The organism is Sphaerisporangium sp. B11E5, from assembly GCF_039871875.1.
Lineage (GTDB): Bacteria > Actinomycetota > Actinomycetes > Streptosporangiales > Streptosporangiaceae > Sphaerisporangium.
This window is the reverse complement of the sequence record NZ_JBDPMD010000009.1, coordinates 102,506-120,778: the sequence shown is the minus strand read 5'-3', so window position 1 is coordinate 120,778 and position 18,273 is coordinate 102,506. Positions and strand designations below refer to the sequence as shown.

Genomic DNA, 18,273 nt, shown 5'->3' with positions numbered 1-18,273 from the left:
CCGGGTAACGGAGGACAACCTTGCGCGCACCGCGCCGTCACACCAGAGGAGGCCCCGCATGAGCCGCGTCATCCTCGTGGCCATCCTGGCCGTAGGCGCCGCCGCCGCCGGCTTCCCGGCGACCCGCGTCTCACACGCCTCCGACGGCGACGACCCCCGCACCTCCCGCATCGGCGTCTCCGTCAGCCGCACCGATTGCCCCACCGGCCGCTCCGAGGTCGTCATGACCGCCCCCCGCGACCGCGACGCCGCCGAGTACACCGTCCACCACGACGGCAAACTCATCCGCAACGGCATCCTGTGGCCCGGCGTGGAGCGCACCGTCCCCGTCTACGTCGACCCCGGCCAGACCGACCGCATAGGCGTCACCATCGAGGGCCAGGGCACCACCACCTACCAGGTCCGCTCCACCTGCTCCGACAGCGGCTACACCGAGTACCGGGCCACCTCCTACCGCACCGAGGAAAGCAGCACCTCCGACGACGGCTCCACCCACTCCTCCACCTACCGCCACCACCACAACCCCTTGATCCGCACCGGCCCCCGCTACAACCCGCTGATCCGCGACGGCAGCCTCCCCCACACCGGCCCCCCCACCGACTTCTACGGAAAAGTAGCCACCGCCCTAGGCCTCACCGCCCTCGGCACCATCCTCCTCTGGCTCGCCATGATCTGGCCCCGCCCCGTCCCCAACATCCACCCCCACATGACCCTCCGCCGCCTCAAGTGACGCCAACTGTCCGACACACCCCGCAACCAGTTGACTACAACCCACCCGAGCAGGCATGATGGAGAAGTCGCAGGCAGTAGCCTGCGAAAGTGAACCCGGCAGCTCTCCGGACGGTGAGTCGGCCGGGTTTCGCGTTTTCACCCTCCGACCTTCGTCACCGCCACCACGACGCCACCGGCCCGCTGACGCCACACACCTCCCTTCCCGTAGGCCCATGCGACGATGTCCGGTACCCAGAGAAGCGGCTCCGACGCCGGGCGGTCATGCGTGTACCAGAAGCGTTCACCGGCCCCCGCCTTCACGACCATGTCATGCACGACCTGACGGTCGCGCCGATCCTGGTCGCACGACTCGATCACAAGACGTGACACCCCCATCGACACGAGATCCGGCACCGCCACGCGAAGACAGTCGTCACGCGCTACTCGCCCCGGACGCGATCCCAGCGCCGCTTGGTACACATGAACCTCGACGCCGAGCTCCCGCACCCGGCTCAAGATCTTGCGCCGACGGCTGTCGCTCTCGCTGCTCATATGAATCCGCTGCTGCCCGGACTTGCACAACTTCCGCAGCGCCTGCCTGCACTCCGTCATATCGGTTGCGGCAAGTACCGCGACACAGACAAAGTAATCGTTTCGCGCGGATTCATCCGCGAATGCGTGCCTGACCATCAGACACGCCACCGAGAATGCATCGCCGTCATCATCGGACACTCTTCCAGCACACAATTTACGAGCCGATATTCAAACGAAGATCGTAGCACGCATACGGTTCTCTCAAGCGTCCAGAAAAAACGGCCGCCCAGCTAGGTGCGCCGCATAAAAGGAATGTCCCCCATTCCCGGCTGCATCACCGCCGACTGGCTCAAGCGCCGCGTCCGATCACGCCGGCCAGCCGCTTCTCCAGCATCTCCCGGCACTCCGCCCACTCGTCCGCGATGATCGAATACACTGCCGAGTCACGAAGCCGGCCCTCCTCCCCCGGAGCCCACGATTGGGACCAATTCCGGAGAACTCCCTCAAACTGTGCGCCGACTTTTATGATCGCGGCACGAGAGCGCATGTTCCGTGCGTCGGTCTTCAGATCGACCCGGGCGACATTCCAGACCTCGAACGCGTGCCGGAACAGCAGGAGCTTGGATTCCAGGTTCAGGCCGGTTCCCTGGGCCGACGGGGCGAGCCAGGTGAAGCCCACCTCCACCGCGCACAGGTCGTCCCGTCCGGGCCACGATCGTGGATCCCAGTAGGCGGTGGCGCCCACTGCCCGGCCGGACGTCACCTCCACCTGTGCGTACGGCGCCAGTTTGCCGGTGGCGGCGCGGGCGAGTTGGGCGTCGATGTACTCCTTGACCTCGTGTGCCCGTGGTACCCAGGTGAAGGCGAATCCTTCGCGCCCTTCCTCCGCCGCCACGGCCAGGTCGGCTGCGTGTCGGTGGTCCAGCGGCTCCAGCCGTACGACGGTCCCTTCAAGTAGCGGAGCGTCAAGCCTGTACGCCATCGTCCTCGCCTCCCGCTCGATCCGAGGCGTCACGATATCGGGCGGGAGGTCCATGGGAAGCGCTGAGGGGGGCGGACTCCGGGTGAGGCCGCCGGCGGGGACGCGTTCAGGCCTCGGTCAGGCCGCGGACGCGGCCGCCGGCGCTTTTGCTGACGGCGGCGGCGACTGTGGTGGCGACGTCGGGGTGGAAGACGCTGGGGATGATGTAGTTGGGGCCGAGTTCCTCGGGGGAGACGACGCCGGCCAGCGCGGTGGCGGCGGCCAGGAGCATGCTTTCTGTCACTGTGCGGGACTGGGCGTCGAGGAGGCCGCGGAAGACGCCGGGGAAGGCCAGGACGTTGTTGATCTGGTTGGGGTAGTCGGAGCGGCCGGTGGCTACTACCGCGGCGTGCTCTCTGGCGTCGTCGGGGGAGACTTCGGGGTCGGGGTTGGCGAGGGCGAAGACCACTGCGGAGTCGGCCATGGTGGCGATGTCGTCGCCGGTGAGGATGCCGGGGGCCGAGACGCCGATGAAGACGTCGGCGCCCTTCACGGCGCCTCTCAGGTCGCCGCTGTACCCCTCGGCGTTGGTGTTCTCGGCGATCCAGCGCAGGGAGTCGTCCAGGTCGTCGCGGCCTTTGTGCACGGCGCCCAGGTAGTCGCAGACGACCAGGTGGCGGGCGCCGGCGGCCATCAGGAGGCGGAGGACGGCGGTGCCGGCGGCGCCGGCGCCGGCCATGGTGATGCGGACCTCGGGGAGGGACTTGCCGACCACGCGCAGGGCGTTGGTGAGGGCGGCCAGGACGCAGATGGCGGTGCCGTGCTGGTCGTCGTGGAAGACGGGGATGTCCAGCAGCTCGCGCAGGCGGCGTTCGATCTCGAAGCAGCGGGGGGCGGAGATGTCCTCCAGGTTGATGCCGCCGAAGCCGGGGGCCAGGCAGCGCACGACCTCGACGATGGTGTCGACGTCCTGGGTGTCCAGGCAGATGGGCCAGGCGTCGATGCCCGCGAAGCGCTTGAACAGGGCCGCCTTGCCCTCCATGACGGGGAGCGCGGCGGCGGGGCCGATGTTGCCGAGGCCGAGGACGGCCGAACCGTCGGTGACCACGGCCACGGTGTTGCGCTTGATGGTGAGGCGCCGCGCGTCCTCGGGGTTGCGGGCGATGGCCATGGACACGCGGGCGACGCCGGGGGTGTACGCCATCGACAACTCGTCACGGGTGCGCAGCGGCACCTTGGACTGCATCTCGATCTTGCCGCCGAGGTGCATGAGGAACGTGCGGTCGCTGACCTTGTGCAGGACGACGCCGCCCACCTGGCCGAGGCTGTCGACGATGGCCTGCGCGTGCTCGGTGTCCTTGGCGGCGCAGGTGACGTCGATGCGGAGGGTCTCGTGCCCGGCGGTGGTGACGTCGAGGGCGGTCACCACTCCCCCGGCGTTCTCCACGGCGTGGGTGAGCTGGCTGACCGCCTTGCCCCCGGCCGGGACCTCCAGACGTACGGTGATCGAGTAGGACACGCTCGGCACGGTCGCCACGTCAATCCGCTCCTTTGCGGTGTGTGTGGTCGAGCTCGCTCGGGTGCCCGTGATCGCGCATCCGGCCAGCCTGCACTTCAGGGGATATCCATCGTGCCAGACCAGACCGGTAGCTCACGCCGCACCTGTGGACGGCCCCGCCGGCCGCCGGGGTGACCCCGGGCGGCCGGAGAGCCGGTCAGAAGAGCGCGTTGGCCAGATCGCGGCGGGACTTCACCACGACGGGGTCGCCGGGCGGCAGGGCGTCGAACAGGCCGAGCAGGTGGCGGCGGGCGCGGTCGCGGTCGTCGCCGAAGGTGCGGCGGACCAGGGCGATGAGCCGGTCGAAGGCGGCCTCGGGCATGCCGCTCAGCATCTCGATGTCGGCGGCCTGGGTCTGCGCCTCGACGTCCTTGGGGTCGGCGGTGGCGCGGTCGATCACGTCGCGGGCGTCGAGGCCCTCGGTGCGGCGGATCAGGCCGATGCCGGCGAGGCCGATCTTGGCGTCCTGGTCGGCGGGCGAGCGGGCGAGCAGGCGCTCGTAGGCCGCGGCCGCGGCGTCGAGGTCGCCCTCGTCGACGGCCTTCTCGGCGGCGAGCAGATCGGGGTCGGCCTGCGGGGCATCGGCGGCGGGCGCGCCGGGCTGCTGCTCACCCTCGGGCGGGAGGTACTGCGCGAGCGCGGTCATCAACTGGTCGAGCCACTGCCGCACCTGGGCCTCGGGCAGCGCGCCCTGGAAGCCGGTCACGGCCTGCCCCTGGAAAACGGCGAGCACGGTGGGGATGCTCTGCACCTGGAGCGCCCCGCTGATCTGCGGGCTGGCGTCGACGTCCACCTTGGCCAGCACCCAGCGGCCCGCGGCCTCGGCGGCGAGCTTCTCCAGGATCGGGCTGAGCTGCTTGCACGGCTCGCACCACGTGGCCCACAGGTCGAGGATCACCGGCACCCGCATGGAGCGCTCGATGACCTCGGTGGCGAAGGTCGCGTCCGTGACGTCGATGACCGCCGCCGGACCCGGGGGCGGCGCGCCCTCCGACGACGCCTTGGCGGCCGCCGCCTCGCGGCGGGCCTGCGCCTCCAGGGCCTGCTTGCGCGCGCCGAGGTCCACCGCCCCCTGCAGCGATGCCGGTCGAGTGAAGTCCGCTGGGCTCATACCCCTAATCCTGCCGCATCCGCCGGGTGCTCAGCATCGCGTGGGGACGGTAACCGGCCGCGCACGGCGCTATGTCACACCTTTATCGCAAATCCTCACGGGACTGTCACGACGCGGAGTTATCCCGAAATATGAACTCCGCAGAAGTTCAGCTCACTTGGAGGTGGGTGTTGAGACGCGTCATCGTCGTAACCGCGGCTGCCGCACTGATCGCGGCGACAGCGGCCAACCCGGCGCAAGCAGGTCCGGCAGAGGCCGCGCCGGCGACCACGACCCAGTACGTCGTCCTGTACAAGGAAGGTGCCGTCGCCGCGGACGCCCAGAAGGCGATCGAAGCGGCGGGCGGCAGCGTCCTCAAAGTGAACACCGCGGTCGGCCTGGCCACGGTGTCGACGCAGAACCCAGGCTTCGCCGACGCGGTCAGGGCCAGTGGCGCCGTCGAGGGCGTCGCGCACGACCGCAGCATCGGCAGCGTCCCCAAGAGCGCGAGGGCGAGCGAAGCCGCCCGCGCGGCGGAGCTGGCCAAGGCCATCGAGAAGGAAGGCCGGGGGTACGGCACGGTGCACCGCGGCCGTAGCACCAAGGCCGAGCCTCTCTCGGATCTGCAGTGGGACATGAAGCAGATCCACGCCGAGGAGGCGCACAAGTACGAAAAGGGCGACAAGAAGGTGCTTGTCGCTGTACTCGACACCGGCATCGACGGCTCACACCCCGACATCGCCCCCAACTTCAACGGCGCCCTGAGCCGCAACTTCACGGTCGACGTCCCCGTGGACGCCAACGGCGAAGATGTGGACGGCCCCTGCGAGGACGAGCCGGACCAGTCGTGCAACGACCCGGCGGACGTGGACGAGAACGGTCACGGCACCCACGTGGCGTCGTCGATCGCCTCCCCCATCAACAAGCTCGGCGTCACCGGTGTCGCCCCCGGCGTCACCCTGGTGAACCTTCGCGCCGGTCAGGACTCGGGCTACTTCTTCCTGCAGTCGACCGTGGACGCCCTGACCTACGCCGGTGACATCGGCGTGGACGTGGCCAACATGAGCTACTACATCGACCCCTGGCTGTTCAACTGCACCGACAACCCGGCGGACTCCCCCGAGGACCGGGCCGAGCAGGCGACGATCATCGCCGCCGCGCAGCGCGCCCTGGACTACGCGCACCGCAAGGGCGTCACCCTCGTCGCCGCCGCCGGCAACCAGGCCGCCGACTACACCAAGACCTACGTCGACAGCGGCAGCCCGAACTTCGCCAGCGTGCCCGGCGAGGCCCCCCGCACCCGCACCATCCCGGCGAGCTGCCTGTCCATGCCCGGTGAGGGCCAGAACGTGATCGCGGTGTCCTCCACCGGCATCAGCAAGCGCAAGTCGTACTTCTCCAGCTTCGGCAACGGTTACGTCGACGTCGCCTCCCCCGGTGGCGACGTCTACGACACGCCGGGCAACACGCGGGACGTCAGCAAGGCCACGCTGTCCGCCTACCCCAAGTCCCTCGCCATCGCCTTCGGCGAGATCGACGAGAACGGGGAGCCCACGGTGGACTACGTGGTGAAGGACTGCAAGGGCACCACCTGCGCGTACTACCAGTACCTGCAGGGCACGTCCATGGCCTCGCCCCGCGCGGCCGGCGTCGCGGCGCTGATCGTGAGCAAGTACGGCACGCGTGACTGGCGCGGCGGCAAGACCATGAACCCGAACCTGGTGGAGGCGATCCTCAAGGGCACCGCCACCAAGACCCCGTGCCCGACCCCGCCGGCGTACACCTACACCCGCATCCTGCCGAGCGGGCAGACGGTGACGGCGACCCACACCTGCGAGGGCAGCACCTTCTCCAACGGCTTCTACGGCAAGGGCATCGTCGACGCCCTGCGCGCCGTCCGGTAAGCCGCACGCACCACCGGCCGGGTCACCGGCCACCCCGAAGAAGGGGCCCGTCCGCACAGGGCGGGCCCCTTCCGCGTGACCGGCGCGGAAGGGCCGGCGGCCCCTGCGCGGGACGGGCGGCGGTCACCGCGGGAGGCGGCGCTCAGGCGTCCGGGGCCTTGGCCTCGCCGGGGAAGTCGCCCGCCGCCACGCGGATGGTGCGCAGCAGGTCGAACATGTGCACCAGGTCGGACTCGCCGTACATGCCGAGGCAGAAGTCGGCGGCCATGAGGTCGTCGGTGGCCCGTTTGACCACCTCGCGACCCTTCTCGGTGATCTGGGCGAGGATGCCGCGCCCGTCCGCGGGGTTGCGCACCCGGCGCACCAGGCCGGCGCGCTCCAGGCGGTCCACCGTGTTGGTGACGCTGGTCGGGTGGACCATCAGCCGTTCGCCGATGCGCGACAACGCCAGAGAGCCGGTGCGGCTGAAGGTGAGGAGCACCAGCGCCTCGTAGCGCGCGAAGGTCAAGTCGTGCGGCCGGAGCAGCGTGTCCAGTTGCCCGAGCAGGATCTGATGCGCTCTCATGATCGACGTGACGGCTGCCATGGCGGAGGACGGCCCGAAGTGCACGCGCCACGTGTCCGCGGCGCGCTCGATGGGGTCGAACGGCAGGTTGAGCGGCTTAGGTACACCGATTGACACACGCTTACGCTAGCGCCTGTCGCGTCCACTGACACTGGGTGACCGGAATTGCCATCCGTACCCAAGAAGCGGGACACCAAACATCACGCTCCGTTAAGGTGGGCACGTCAAGAGGTGAGGCGCGGCAAAGCCCGACCCAAAGCATGGGGAAAGCCCTGCCGTCCGGCGCGAGGCATCACACGTGATCCCGTGAACGGACCGGCGGCGGCGAAGGCGGCCGGGCGGAGGATGCCAAGGGGCCGGCATCCGGATGGCGCGCCACTCATCCAGGCAACGGGGGTCTTGAAAGTGAACGGCACGAACGACGTGCGGACTGCGTGGCCGGTTCTCCGGTCCACGCGGGGCCGTGCTTGAGCAAAGGGGCGTTTCACGCGAGGAGCTGAAGCACAGCGCGCTGGTGGCGGTAGGGACGCTGCTCGCGCTGGGCCTGCTCGCCGCGTGGAGCGTCCTGGTACCCGGCGTCTCCGCATGGGAGAACCTCGTCGTGGCGGTCATCGGGTCGCTGCGCCTGACCGGCCCGGTCGCCGCCGCCTTCGGCGCGTGGGTGGCCGTACGCGCCCGCCGCGCCTCACCGTCCCGCGGCGGCACACCTCGGCGCGTCCGCCGTGGCCCGGCCGGGCGTGACGGCGTGCCCGAGGGCACGCGCGGCGGTCTGAACCGGCGTGACGGCGTGCCCGAGGGCACGCGCGGCGGTCTGACCTGGCGCGTGCGCCTCGGCCTGCGCCGCGGCGGCGCCGCGCGGGGACGGGTGCCCGGGTGGCGGGTGCTGAGGGCGCCGCTGGCGATCCTCGCGGTCGTGGTGGGGGCGTTCGGGGCGACGGTGAGTGTGCTCGCCATGAAGGCCTTCCTGACCGAGCAGGCGGGGCACCTGGCACCCACCGGGCTCGCCGTGGGGGCGGCGGGGCTGGCGCTGTACGCGGTGCTCGGGTGGATCGCCGGATGGGCGCTGCCGTGGACGCTCACGCCGCTCGCCGCGGGCGCGGGCAGCTACGTGCTGCTCACCGCGAGCCCGGTGGGCGGCCCGTCGTGGGCGGCCAGGCTCGCGCCGGGTGTCGCCGAGCCGTACGACCCGTTCACCGGGCTCAGCCAGGCCGCGTTCACCGACCAGGCGCTGTGGCTGCTCGGCGTCACCGGCGCCCTGCTGCTCGCCTGGACGGCCGTCGTCACCCGGCGCCCCCTCGCGCTCGCCCTGGCGGTGCTCGCGGTGCTGGTGGCCGGCGCGGGCATGGCCCGCATGGTGACCCGCCCGCAGGCGGTGGCCGCGGCCGAGCCGATGGCCTACAGCTGCCAGGAGTGGCCGATCACGGTGTGCGTGCACCCCGGCATGCGCGCCGGCCTGACCGAGCTCGGCGCCGAGTTCACCACGATGGCCGCGCGGCTGACCGGCACGCCGGCCGCGTTCTCCCGGGTCGAGCAGCGCTCCCGCGACGACGCCGGTGACCCCGGCCCCGGCGTGGTGACCATCCACGTGGACGACCTCGCCCCCGGGTACGCCGACCGCGCGGCGTCGGAGTTCGTCGGCGGGCTGACCCGGCCCTGCGAGGGGACCGCGGCCGAGGGGTACCGCGCCATCGTGGCGGCCTGGCTGCGCGGGCACCCGCTGCCCGCGGGGCCGCTGGCGGGCCACCAGGCGGCGGCGGGGTGGTTCTCCACGCTGGCGGAGAGCCAGCGGCGCGACTGGCTGCGCATGTTCTACACCGACTTCGCGACCTGCCGCCTGCACGCCTCCCACTTCGGCGGCGGGGCACGCCACCACTCGGCCGCCCTGCGCGGCCGGCCGGCCGGAGGCGTGGTGCGTTACCCGCCGCAGACGCCGGTGCCCGGGTCGCCGTACCCGACGCTGCCGGTCGGCCCGGCGCCGCGTCCGTAGGCGTACCACCCCTGACGTGCCACTCCGCTGACCTATCGCCACGGAAGGTGAGAAGGGGTGCTTCTCGGGAAGAATCTCCGCCGTGAAACGCGACTCGCCGCCCTCCCGGACGGGATACCCGCCCACCGACGCCGAAGCGTTCGAACGACGCCGCTCCGGCCGCGGCCGGCGGTACCTCGCCGCCGCCCTGGTCGCCGTCGTGCTGCTCGCCGGAGGAGCCTGGCTCGCCTGGACCTACATAGATCCCTTCGGGACGCGGAACGTCGACCGCAGCCCGCCGGTGCTGCTCCAGTCGATCCAGGACATGAGCCGCTTCCAGGCCGCGAGCGGCAACTTCCAGGTGATCGTGGACCTGGAGAAGGACGCCCCCTTCCTGCCCGACGCGCTGAAGGGCTCGCGCACCCTGTTCATCGGCGTGGGGAGCGTGGACGCGTACGTCGACTTCGCCGGGCTGAAGGAGGACGCGCTCACCGTCTCCCCCGACCGCACCGAGGTGACGGTGCGGCTGCCCCGTGCCCAACTGGAACGCCCCAACCTGGACAACGAGAAATCACACGTGTACGCCCATGAACGCGGCCTGTTCGACCGGTTCCAGGACATGCTGTCGAACAGCCCGCAGGACCAGCAGGAGCTCTACGTGCTGGCCACGAAGAAGATCGCCGAGGCGGCCCAGCAGAGCGACCTGCGGCAACGCGCCGACCAGAACACCAAGCTGATGCTGGAGGGCATGCTCAAGTCGCTGGGGTTCACCAAGGTGACGGTCAAGTTCGCCGACGAGCCCTGACGGCGTGGCGGGCCGCTCAGGAAGCAGGGACGGTGATGATGAGGGCGTCGCCCTGACCCCCGCCGCCGCACAGCCCCGCCGCGCCGGTGCCCCCGCCGCGGCGGCGCAGCTCGTGCGCGAGCGTCAGCACGATGCGGGCGCCCGACGCGCCGATGGGGTGGCCGAGGGCGATGCCGCCGCCGTTCACGTTGACCTTGTCCTGCGGCACGCCGAGCTCCTTGACCGACTGCAGCACGACCGCGGCGAACGCCTCGTTGATCTCGACCAGGTCGAGGTCGTCCACGGTGAGCCCCTGCTTGCCGAGGGCCTGCGCGATGGCGTTGGCGGGCTGGGACTGCAGCGAGTTGTCCGGCCCCGCGACGTTGCCGTGCGCGCCGATCTCGGCGAGCCACGGCAGGCCGAGCTCCTCGGCCTTGGCCTTGGACATCACCACGACCGCGCACGCGCCGTCGGAGATCTGGGACGCCGACCCGGCCGTGATCGTGCCGTCCTTGGCGAACGCGGGCCGCAGCCCCGCCAGCGTCTCCACGGTGGTGTCGCCGCGCACGCCCTCATCGGCGGAGAAGACCACCGGGTCGCCCTTGCGCTGCGGCAGGCTCACCGGCACGATCTCGTCGTCGAAGCGGCCGTCCTTGATCGCGGCGGCGGCGAGCTGGTGGGAGCGGGCGGAGAAGGCGTCCTGCTCGGCCCTGCCGAGCCCGAGGCGGGTGTTGTGGCGCTCGGTGGACTCCCCCATCGAGACCTGGTCGAAGACGTCCGTGAGGCCGTCCAGGGCCATCGAGTCCTGGATGCCGGCCGGGCCGTACTTGACGCCCTTGCGCAGGCCGGGCAGCAGGTGGGGCGCGTTGGTCATGGACTCCATGCCGCCCGCCACCACGATGTCGAACTCCCCGGCCCTGATGAGCTGGTCGGCCAGGGCGATGGCGTCCAGGCCGGACAGGCAGACCTTGTTGATCGTCAAGGAGGGCACGGTCATCGGGATGCCGGCCTTCACCGCGGCCTGGCGCGAGGGGATCTGCCCGGCCCCGGCCTGCAGCACCTGACCCATGATCACGTACTGCACCCGCTCGGGGGCGACGCCGGACCGCTCCAGCGCGGCTTTGATCACGATGCCGCCCAGCTCGACGGCGGAAACCCCTGCCAGAGCGCCGAGGAGACGCCCGATAGGGGTGCGGGCCCCAGCGACGATGACCGAACGCCTGACTTCGGGAGAACTGGACACCGGGGCCTCCATGATGGGGTCGTGGGCGACTTTGTCACCATACCTAGGAGAGACCGTACGACGACCTCGGGGGAGGTCGCCGCGGGAGCGCCCCCGCGGGAGCGTCCCGTCGAGCAGGGACGGGGCGGAGGAGGAGTACGCAATGCTGCTGAGAATCGACCACGTGGGCATCGCCTGCCACGATCTCGACGAGAAGATCGCTTTCTACGAGAAGGTCTTCGACGTCACGGTGGTCAGCCGCGAAATCAATGAGGAACAGGGCGTGAACGAGGCCATGCTGCACATCGCGGACGGCGAGGGCGGCGGCTCGTACATCCAGCTCGTCCAGCCGCTGCGTCCCGACACCCCCGTCGGCCGCTTCCTCGCCCGCCGCGGCGAGGGCATCCACCACATCGCGTACGGCGTGCCCGATCTGCCGAAGGCCATCAGGGAGATGGCGGCCATCGGCATCCGCGTCATCGACAAGGAGCCCCGGCACGGGGCAATGGGCACCTCAATCGCGTTTCTTCATCCGAAAGATGTGGGAGGAGTGTTGACAGAGCTGGTGGAGTCCCCCCGGCGCCAGTCCTAGCAGCGAAACTCAACAATGGCCTATTCGTAACAAGTCACGCAGAAAGTCGGTCGGGACCTCCAATTCGGCAACACCGGAGTACGCTGACCTACCACCGGACGTGGATCCCGCCATGGACGGGCGAGCCCAGCGCAGGACTGCGAGCGAGCGCACCCGAGCTCCGCGATGGCCCTGTGCCGGGCACGCGTGGGCGATGGCGGGGCCTCGCCTCGGATGTCCGCCCCTCGTCCGGCCCGTGTAGCCGTCTCGACAACCCAGGATCGAGCCTCATGCAGTCCTCCGACATCGACGCCCAGCTCAACAATTTCTTTGAAGACGCACCCACGCGGGAATTCGACGTGGTTCTCCGTGGCTACGACCGGCACCAGGTTCACGACCATCTGAAGCAGATCGACACGGACCTGCGGCAGTCACGCGAGCAGGTCGCCGCGTTGCAGCGTGAGCTGTCCGACTCCCAGCGCCAGCTCCAGGAGCAGGAGCGCCCGACCTACTCCGGTCTCGGCGCACGCATCGAGCAGCTCCTCCGCCTGGCGGAGGAGCAGGCCACCGAGCTGGTCCAGGCGGCCAGGGCCGAGGCCAACGAGATCAAGGCCGCGGCCAAGGTCGACGCCGCCGACCTGCGGGCCGCCGCGGAGAACGAGGCCGCCGAGAAGCGCGCCCTGGCCACCCGTGAGGCCGAGGAGACCCGCACCACCGCCGAGCGCGAGGCCGAGGAGATCCGCTCCACCGCCCGCCGCGAGTCCGACGAGCTGACCTCCACCACCGAGCGCGAGGTCTCCAAGCTCCGCGCCACCGCCGACCACGAGGTCGCCGAGAAGCGGGCCGACGCCGAGCGCGAGATCGCCAAGCTGCGCACCACCACCGAGCGTGAGGTCGCCCAGCTCCGCGCGTCCACCAAGCGCGAGCGCGACGAGGTGCTCACCACCGCCAAGCGCCAGGCGGACGAGATGCGGGCGCAGGCGCAGCGGGTGCTGGAGGAGTCCGAGGCCAAGCGGGCCCAGGACGAGGCCGAGTTCGAGATCCAGCTCGCCGCCCGCCGCGAGGAGGCGGAGCGCCAGGAGTCCGAGCGTCACGCCACCGCGCAGGCCGCCACGCAGAAGCTCGTCGCCGAGGCCGAGCAGCGGGCCGCCACCGCCGAGCAGCGGGCCACCAAGGCCACCCAGCAGGCCGACCAGACCCGGCGCGAGGCCGACACCCACGCCAAGCAGTTGCTGGCCAACGCCCGCAAGAACGCCGACCAACTGGTCGCGGAGGCCAAGGCCAGCGCCGAGTCCATCGTCTCGGACGCCAAGGCCGAGGCCGAGCGCAACCGTACGCTCGCCCAGCGCCAGGTGGACGAGCTGACCCGCCAGCGCGACAGCATCACGAGCCACCTCGCCCAGCTTCGCCAGTTGCTCGGCGGCGCGGCCCTGCCGGGCATGGACGACGCCCCCGCGGTCGCGGCGCCCGCGCCGAAGCCCGCCCTGGCGGCCACCCCGGTCGTCAACGACAAGCCCGCCCCGGCGCCGGCCGCGGCACCCGTCTCGCAGCGGGCCTCCGCACCGGCCGAGGACGACTCCGAGTGGTGGCAGGAGTAGACGCCGCACCACACAAAGGGCGATAGGGACGGCTACCGGAGAGCCTGGCGACCTTCATGGTCGCTAGGCTCTCCTCTTGTTTCACCCCTTCCTCACCTTCACCGTCCGACGCACGAGGAGCACCTGTGCCCGATTCCACGCCGGACACGGTGCCCGCTCCGAGGGACGCCGTCTCGCCGGACACCACGGCGACGGCGGTGATCACCCTGGACCGGCCGGAGAAGGCCGCCGAGACGCCGTACGGGGAACCCGGCAAGCCGCTCACCCGCGGGCCGTTCCTGTGGGGGCTCACGGCCGCCCTCGGGGTGCTCACCGCGTGGGGGCTGGCGCAGGCGCTGGTCAGCGCGCGCAACGTGATCGTGCTGATCGTGGTGGCCATGTTCCTGGCGGTGGGGCTGAACCCCATCGTGGAGGCGCTGCAGCGGGTCCGGGTGCCGCGCCGGGGGGCGATCTCGATCGTGTTCGCCGGCGTGATCGTGCTGTTCGTGCTGTTCGGGCTGGCCATCGTGCCGCCGGTCAGCCAGGAGACCAGCGACTTCATCAAGGCCGTGCCCGGGTACGTGCAGGAGTTGCTCGCCAACCCGACGATCAAGCAACTGGACGCCGACTACCAGATCCTCGCCAAGCTGCAGCAGTACGTCACCAGCGGCGACCTCGGCACCACCGTGGCCGGGGGCATCCTCGGCGCGGGAGCGGTCGTGCTGGACGCGTTCTTCTCCGGGCTCACCCTGCTGGTGCTCACCCTGTACTTCCTCGGCTCGCTGTCCGCGATCAAGGAGTACCTGCTGAAGCTGGTGCCCGCCAGCCGCCGGACCCGCACGCGGGCCATCGGGGACGAGATCCTCACCGGCATCGGCGGGTACGTCGCGGGCAACGTGCTGATCTCGGTGATCGCCGGGTGCCTGTCCTGGTTGTTCCTGACCGTCGCGGGCGCCAAGTACGCGCTCGCGCTGGCGTTGGTGATCGCGGTCGCCGACCTGATCCCGCTGGTGGGCGCCACGGTGGGCGCGGTCCTGGTCACGGCCGTGGGGGCGCTGCAGTCGGGCACGCTGGCCATCGCGTGTGTGATCTTCTTCACCGTGTACCAGCAGGTGGAGAACTACGTGATCTACCCACGCGTCATGCGCCGCTCGGTGGACGTCGCGCCGGCGGTCTCGGTGATCGCCGCGCTGTTCGGCGGTGCGCTGCTCGGCGTGGTGGGGGCCCTGCTGGCCATCCCGGTGGCCGCCGCGGTCGCGCTGATCGTGCGCGAGGTGCTGCTTCCCCGGCAGGCGCGGGCCTGACCGGGGAGGCGGCGGCGGGGGTCAGGTCGCGGTGAGGCCGCCGTCCACGTAGAGGACCTGGCCGGTCATGTACGCGGACGCCTGGCTCGCGAGGAAGACGGCGGGGGCGGCCATCTCCTCGGTGGTGCCCCAGCGGGCCATGGGGACGTTGCCGATGGTGGCGCGCGAGGCGTTCTCGTCCTGCCAGAGGCCGCGGTTGAGGTCGGTGGCGGTCCAGCCGGGGCACAGGGCGTTGACCCGCACACCCGCGGCGGCCCATTCGACGGCGAGGGTCTTGGTGAGGGCGACCACACCGGCCTTGGCGGCGGCGTAGGGGGCCAGGAAGGGAGCGCCGAGAGAGGCGACGGAGGAGACGTTGATGACCGTGCCCGAGCCGCGCTCCAGCAGGTGGGGGGCGACGGCGTGGCAGACCGTCATCACCGTGTCGAGGTTCAGGCGGATCAGCTTGTCCCAGCCGGACAGGCGCAGGTCCTTGAACGGCACGATGAAGTTGGACCCGCCCGCGTTGTTCACCACGATGTCGAGGTGCCCGAACGCCTCGATCGCCTCGTGGACGGCCGCCGCCGCCGCGTCGCGGTCGGTGAGGTCACAGGCGATGACGTGCGCCCTGCGCCCCGCCGCCTCGACCTCCTTGGCGACCTCCGCCAGCTTCTCCGCCGACCGGGACACCAGCACGAGATCGGCCCCGGCCTCGGCGTAGGCCAGCGCGATCGCCCGCCCGATACCCCGCGACGCCCCGGTCACAAACGCGTTACGCCCAGAAAGATCGAACGCCTGCACCGCACCCTCCTCATCCGAAAACCGAATGAAATTCTATGGGGCGGGCCGTGCGCGCCGCACTCGGTGCGTCAGACCTCGGTAGGGAGCGGGTGGGCGGCCGGGTTGACGTGCTTGACGATCTCGTCGAGGACGACGCGGACGTACGGCTCCCCCACCCAGAGGTGCTTGGCGTTGTCCACGGCGACGATCTCGGCGTGCGGGACGCGGGCGAACCGTCGACGGGCCTCCTCGGGGCGCAGGTAGTCGTCGAACTCGGGGATCATCGCGACCAGAGGGCGGCCGAACTCCGCCCAGGCGTCGAGGTCCTGGTCGGTGGCGCGGCGCAGGGGCGGGGACAACAGGATGGCGCCCTGGACCAGGGGGTCGCGGCCCCATCGCAGCGCCAGCTCGGTGCCGAAGGACCAGCCGAGCAGCCACGGGCCGGGGAGGTCGTGGAACTCGGTGTACTCCAGGGCGGCGGCGACGTCGAAGCGTTCGGACTCGCCGTCGCCGAAGGCGCCCTCGGAGCGGCCGCGCGGGGATTCGGTGCCCCGGGTGTTGAAGCGGAGGACGGCGACGCCGGCCAGGGCGGGAAGGCGGTTGGCGGCCTTGCGCAGGAGGTGGCTGTCCATCATGCCCTCGGCGGTGGGCAGCGGGTGCAGGCAGACCAGGGTGGCGACCGGCGGGCCCTCGGGAGGCAGGGCCAGCTCGCCGACCAGCGTGAGCCCGTCGGCGGTGTGCAGCTCGATGTCCTGCCGCACGGCGGGCAGGACCGTCGACGAGCGGATCTCCACAGGTGTCTCCTCGGTGCGATTACGGGCCTGGGACGCGGATCATCGCGTTCCCGCCCACTCTTCTCGATAACGCGCCTGGCGCGCCCGCTCCACGATGCCGGAACCTCTCCTGACCCGGCCGGGGGCGGGTCAGTAGCGGGAGCGGCCGGGGCCGCGGTCGATGCGTTTGTGCCAGCAGGCGGTGTGCCAGTGACGGCGTTCGGACTCGCCGCCCTGCCAGGCGGGCCAGCTCACGACGTGCGGGAGGCCCGGACGGATCTGGTGTTCACAGCCGGGGCAGCGGTAGAGCTTGTCGGAGGCGGCGCCGGAGACCTGGCGGACCTTCCAGTCGCCGTCCGGGGCGCTCTCCAGGCGCTCCGAGCCGCGCAGGGCGTCCTCGGCGGGGCGGACGGGACGGCCGCCCTTGCCCAGCGAGGGGTCCATGCGGCGGGCGCGGCGGGGGCTCATGTCGGCACGAACGTGGGGAGGGTCCGGGTTTCTTCCCTCATCGGGCCCGGAAGCCGGGCACGCCGGCGGTGACGAGACGGTCCAGCAGCGGCGCGGGGGCGAGGAACGGCTCGCGGTACTCCTCGTACAGGGCGAGCAGGCCGTCCCGCACGGTGGCGAGCCCCAGCTCGTCCAGCGTCTCGAACGGGCCCGCGGGGTAGCCGCAGCCGAGCCGCATGGCGTCGTCGATCTCGTCCATCGTGGCGTACCCGGCGTCGTACATGCGCACCGCGTCGTTGAGGTAGGGGTAGGTGAGCGCGTTCACCACAAGCCCGGCCCGGTCGGCGGTGGTCACCGGCGTGCGGCCGAGCACACGGATGAGCCCGCGCACCGCCTCGGCCGCCTCCGGCGCGGTGCGCACCGTGCGGACCACCTCGGCCAGACGGTCCCCCACCAGGTGGAGCCCCACCAGGTGCTCGGGCCGGGGCACCTGCCCGGCCGAGCCCGCCACGGCGCCGTCGCAGAGCGCGATGACCACGTCGGACTCGGGCGGGTCGGCGCACTTGAACCCGATGACGTGCAGCCGGTCCTGGAACTCCCGCGCCCCCTCCCCGAGAACGCACACCGAGGCGACGTTCAGCCGGGGCGAGGGCTCGTGGCGCGGCGCGGGCCCGGACGACTCCTCGGTGTAGGCGGAGAACCCGCGCCCGGTCTTGCGCCCGAGCGCCCCGGCCGCGACCAGCTCCCGCAGCAGCGGGGACGGCGCGAACGACGGGTCGCGGTTCTCCTGGAACAGCACCTCGCAGATCTCCCGCGCGGTGTCGAGACCGATCAGGTCGAGCAGCGCGAACGGCCCCATCGGCAGGCCCGCGCCGATCCGCATCGCGGTGTCGATGTCGTGCTGGGACGCCACGCCCCGCTCCAGCAGCCCGACCGCGCGGTTGAGGTAGCCGAGCAGCAGCCGGTTGACCACGAACCCCGCGCGGTCCCCCACGCGCACCGGGGTCTTGCCGGCGCGGCGCGCGAGGTCCGCGACGTCCTCGGCCACGCCGTCGTCGGTGACGACGGTGCGCACCACCTCGACGAGGCGCATGACGGGCGCGGGGTTGAAGAAGTGCATGCCGACGACCCGGCCGGGGCGCGAGGTGGCGGCGGCGAGGGCCGTGACCGCCAGCGAGGAGGTGTTGGTGGCGAGCACGGCCGCGGGCCCGCACACCCGGTCGAGCTCGGCGAACAGCGCCCGCTTGGCGTCCATGACCTCCGGGATGGCCTCGACCACCAGGTCGGCGTCCCGCAGCGCGTCGAGCCTCGTGGCGAAGGTGACCCTGCCGAGGATCGCCTCACGCTCGTCCTCGGTGAGCTTGCCCCGCCGCACGGCCTTCTCGGTGGACCGGCGCAGATGGGCCCGGCCGCGCTCCAGTGCGTCCGGGCCGGCCTCCACACCGATCACCGCGAGCCCCGCGCGGGCGAACACCTCCGCGATCCCCGCCCCCATCGTGCCGAGCCCGACGACCCCCACGGTCCCGAACGCCGTACCCATGCGTCAC

At 71.4% G+C, this 18,273-nt stretch carries 17 protein-coding genes; 7 read left to right on the top strand and 10 right to left on the bottom strand.

Going from position 1 to position 18,273, the window contains the following annotated elements:
* The first annotated feature begins 58 nt into the window (after window positions 1–58).
* Window positions 59–730 (top strand): hypothetical protein, encoded by a 672-nt coding sequence (locus tag ABGB17_RS12000; protein WP_347628523.1) that lies wholly within the window; start codon window positions 59–61, stop codon window positions 728–730.
* Between the two features lie 137 nt (window positions 731–867).
* Here the strand turns inward: ABGB17_RS12000 and ABGB17_RS11995 are convergent, their stop codons facing one another.
* From ABGB17_RS11995 to ABGB17_RS11980, 4 genes are all read right to left on the bottom strand, one after another.
* A complete protein-coding gene (locus ABGB17_RS11995; protein WP_347628521.1) occupies window positions 868–1,443 on the bottom strand; it encodes a hypothetical protein in 576 nt (191 codons plus the stop codon).
* A 151-nt stretch (window positions 1,444–1,594) separates the two neighbouring features.
* On the bottom strand, window positions 1,595–2,281 hold the full coding sequence (locus ABGB17_RS11990; protein WP_347628519.1) for a GNAT family protein: 687 nt from the start codon (window positions 2,279–2,281) through the stop codon (window positions 1,595–1,597).
* Window positions 2,282–2,333: 52 nt separating this feature from the next.
* On the bottom strand, window positions 2,334–3,743 hold the full coding sequence (locus ABGB17_RS11985; RefSeq protein WP_347628517.1) for an NAD-dependent malic enzyme: 1,410 nt from the start codon (window positions 3,741–3,743) through the stop codon (window positions 2,334–2,336).
* 178 nt (window positions 3,744–3,921) lie between these two features.
* The gene (locus ABGB17_RS11980; protein ID WP_347628515.1) at window positions 3,922–4,875 is read right to left on the bottom strand and encodes a tetratricopeptide repeat protein; all 954 of its coding nucleotides are present in this window, start codon (window positions 4,873–4,875) and stop codon (window positions 3,922–3,924) included.
* A gap of 167 nt (window positions 4,876–5,042) precedes the next feature.
* Between ABGB17_RS11980 and ABGB17_RS11975 the strand changes: the two genes are divergently transcribed.
* Window positions 5,043–6,758, top strand: coding sequence for a S8 family serine peptidase (locus tag ABGB17_RS11975; RefSeq protein WP_347628513.1), 1,716 nt, complete (start codon window positions 5,043–5,045; stop codon window positions 6,756–6,758).
* 142 nt (window positions 6,759–6,900) lie between these two features.
* Here ABGB17_RS11975 and ABGB17_RS11970 read toward each other — a convergent pair whose 3' ends face one another.
* A complete protein-coding gene (locus ABGB17_RS11970) occupies window positions 6,901–7,434 on the bottom strand; it encodes a MarR family transcriptional regulator (protein WP_347628697.1) in 534 nt (177 codons plus the stop codon).
* Window positions 7,435–7,786: 352 nt separating this feature from the next.
* On the opposite strand from ABGB17_RS11970, the gene ABGB17_RS11965 reads away from it, so the two are divergent.
* Window positions 7,787–9,310: a hypothetical protein gene (locus ABGB17_RS11965; protein WP_347628511.1), complete on the top strand. Its 1,524-nt coding sequence runs from the start codon at window positions 7,787–7,789 to the stop codon at window positions 9,308–9,310.
* Window positions 9,311–9,392: 82 nt separating this feature from the next.
* Complete coding sequence (locus tag ABGB17_RS11960; protein WP_347628509.1) at window positions 9,393–10,094, top strand: DUF4230 domain-containing protein; 702 nt, start codon at window positions 9,393–9,395, stop codon at window positions 10,092–10,094.
* A gap of 16 nt (window positions 10,095–10,110) precedes the next feature.
* Here ABGB17_RS11960 and ABGB17_RS11955 read toward each other — a convergent pair whose 3' ends face one another.
* Window positions 10,111–11,316 carry an acetyl-CoA C-acetyltransferase gene (locus ABGB17_RS11955; protein ID WP_347628507.1) on the bottom strand — a complete coding sequence of 402 codons (1,206 nt, stop codon included), beginning with the start codon at window positions 11,314–11,316 and terminating at the stop codon, window positions 10,111–10,113.
* 142 nt (window positions 11,317–11,458) lie between these two features.
* Between ABGB17_RS11955 and mce the strand changes: the two genes are divergently transcribed.
* The 3 genes from mce (at window position 11,459) to ABGB17_RS11940 (ending at window position 14,747) form a co-directional block, all read left to right on the top strand.
* Window positions 11,459–11,887: a methylmalonyl-CoA epimerase gene (gene mce / locus ABGB17_RS11950; RefSeq protein ID WP_347628505.1), complete on the top strand. Its 429-nt coding sequence runs from the start codon at window positions 11,459–11,461 to the stop codon at window positions 11,885–11,887.
* A gap of 269 nt (window positions 11,888–12,156) precedes the next feature.
* Window positions 12,157–13,464, top strand: a complete 1,308-nt coding sequence (locus ABGB17_RS11945) for a DivIVA domain-containing protein (RefSeq protein WP_347628503.1) — start codon at window positions 12,157–12,159, stop codon at window positions 13,462–13,464.
* A 125-nt stretch (window positions 13,465–13,589) separates the two neighbouring features.
* Window positions 13,590–14,747, top strand: a complete 1,158-nt coding sequence (locus ABGB17_RS11940) for an AI-2E family transporter (RefSeq protein WP_347628501.1) — start codon at window positions 13,590–13,592, stop codon at window positions 14,745–14,747.
* A gap of 21 nt (window positions 14,748–14,768) precedes the next feature.
* Here the strand turns inward: ABGB17_RS11940 and ABGB17_RS11935 are convergent, their stop codons facing one another.
* From ABGB17_RS11935 to ABGB17_RS11920, 4 genes are all read right to left on the bottom strand, one after another.
* The gene (locus tag ABGB17_RS11935) at window positions 14,769–15,527 is read right to left on the bottom strand and encodes an SDR family NAD(P)-dependent oxidoreductase (RefSeq protein WP_347628497.1); all 759 of its coding nucleotides are present in this window, start codon (window positions 15,525–15,527) and stop codon (window positions 14,769–14,771) included.
* Window positions 15,528–15,595: 68 nt separating this feature from the next.
* On the bottom strand, window positions 15,596–16,300 hold the full coding sequence (locus ABGB17_RS11930) for an alpha/beta hydrolase (protein ID WP_347628495.1): 705 nt from the start codon (window positions 16,298–16,300) through the stop codon (window positions 15,596–15,598).
* Window positions 16,301–16,429: 129 nt separating this feature from the next.
* Entirely contained in the window at window positions 16,430–16,747 is a 318-nt protein-coding gene (locus ABGB17_RS11925; protein WP_347628493.1) for an ATP/GTP-binding protein, read from the bottom strand.
* A gap of 37 nt (window positions 16,748–16,784) precedes the next feature.
* Window positions 16,785–18,266 (bottom strand): 3-hydroxybutyryl-CoA dehydrogenase, encoded by a 1,482-nt coding sequence (locus ABGB17_RS11920; protein WP_347628491.1) that lies wholly within the window; start codon window positions 18,264–18,266, stop codon window positions 16,785–16,787.
* Between the last annotated feature and the right edge of the window lie 7 nt (window positions 18,267–18,273).